Annotated in this window: 1 protein-coding gene and 1 pseudogene; one reads left to right on the top strand and one right to left on the bottom strand. The window is 69.6% G+C overall.

Annotated elements, in window-relative coordinates; genetic code table 11:
* Nucleotides 1-2: 2 nt before the first annotated feature.
* Nucleotides 3-1,361 carry an ATP-binding protein gene (locus tag G3N62_RS35475; RefSeq protein WP_241013303.1) on the bottom strand — a complete coding sequence of 453 codons (1,359 nt, stop codon included), beginning with the start codon at nucleotides 1,359-1,361 and terminating at the stop codon, nucleotides 3-5.
* 41 nt (nucleotides 1,362-1,402) lie between these two features.
* On the opposite strand from G3N62_RS35475, the pseudogene G3N62_RS35470 reads away from it, so the two are divergent.
* Nucleotides 1,403-1,528, top strand: a pseudogene (locus G3N62_RS35470) (enolase C-terminal domain-like protein); the annotation flags it as partial.

The following is a 1,528-nucleotide window of genomic DNA, read 5'->3' as shown; positions in this document are numbered from 1 at the left end:
TATCAAGTCAGCTGAACCTCGACAATCACCGCGCGACTTAACACTCTCTCCTGACACGCCGCTCTTCCGATCTGCTGGCGCGCGCGTGGTCCCGATGCGGCGGCGGCGTGACCATTGCCCGCACCGCCGGCCCGCCCGTTGCCGCCCGCCGCGCGCGGCGTGACATCGGACAGCTCGATCTCGCCGCCGAGCCGCGCGGCCGCGCTGAACGCGAGATACAGGCCGACCCCATGCCCGCCCTGCGTGCTGTCGACCGGCATCGCGCCGAGCGATTCGCGCAGCGACGCCGGAATGCCGGGCCCGTCGTCGCATACCTCGAATTCGATCTCGTCGGCCGTGCCGCCATGCGCGACCTTCGCGGCCAGCGTCACGCGCTGCGGGCTCGCGCGCGCGGCGTTGTCGAGCAGGATCGTCAGGATCTGGCCGGCCGCGACCGTGTCGTCGAGCGCGACGCCCGCCGGACGCGCGCCGAGCAACTCGAATTGCACATGCGGATGCCGCAGGCGCCAGTGCTCGACGAACGTGTCGAGCCAGTCGTCCACCGGCTGGCGGCTCGCCGGCGCGCTCGCGCGGCTGCGCAGGCGCGCGAGCGCCGACGTGCAGAGCGTCATCTGCTCCTCGAGCACCTTCAGGTCGGCCTCGTAGCGCGCGAGCCCCGGATCGGCACGCGCCGCGTCGCGCAGTTCCTCGGCGAGCATCGCGATCGTCGACAGCGGGGTGCCCATCTCGTGCGCGACGGTGGCCGCCTGCACGCCGAGCGCAACGGCCCGCTCGTCGCGCAGCAGATGCTGCTGCGCTTCGCCGAGCGCCGCATCGCGCTGGCGCAGCGCATTCGACATGCGCGCGACGAACCACGCGATCAGCCCGACGCTCACCATGAAGTTCGCCCACATGCCGGTACGGTAGTAGTCGAACAGGTTAGCCGGATTGTCCATGTTGAGCGGCACCGAATCGAAACCGAGCGCCGCGTAGCACGCGACCGCGAACGCCGCGAGCCAGATCATCAGGTGCCACGGCAGCACGGCCGCCGCGATCGCGAGCGACGGCAGGTACAGCGACACGAACGGGTTGGTCGTGCCGCCCGACAGGAACAGCAGCGCGGACAGCGCGCCGAGGTCGACCCACAGCTGGCCGAGCAGCTCGAAATTGGTCTCGGGCCGCGCGCGCAGCACGCGCACCCAGGTCAGCGCATTGAAAACGATCTCGAGCGCGATGACCATCAGCATCGCCGGCAACGGCAGATGCACGCCGAAATAGGTCTGCACGACGCCGATCGTCACGAGCTGGCCGATGATCGCGAGATTGCGAAGCCAGAACAGGTGACTGAGGTTGACGCGCCCGGTAGTGGTGATTCGTTGCATCCGAGCAGTTTACCCGTTTAGCGGGCGGCGCCTCTAGCGGGGCCGGCGGCGCATCGATCCTGCAACCGAACGTCGCGCGCGTGGGCGGCCTGCTCGAGGCGAAGAAGATCGCGGCGCTCGCGGAAGTGCACTACGCCCAGATCGCGCCGCACCTGTACAACGGGCCG

The sequence above is a fragment of the Burkholderia sp. Tr-20355 genome (assembly GCF_017104685.1).
GTDB classification, from domain to species: domain Bacteria; phylum Pseudomonadota; class Gammaproteobacteria; order Burkholderiales; family Burkholderiaceae; genus Burkholderia; species Burkholderia seminalis.
Note: the sequence above shows the minus strand (reverse complement) of the source record. Positions and strands in the feature narration are given on the sequence as shown.

What these genes read in the sequence shown, in the direction of transcription:
- G3N62_RS35475 (WP_241013303.1), bottom strand. Translation starts at nt 1,361, where the DNA reads ATGCAACGAATCACCACTACCGGGCGCGTCAACCTCAGTCACCTGTTC.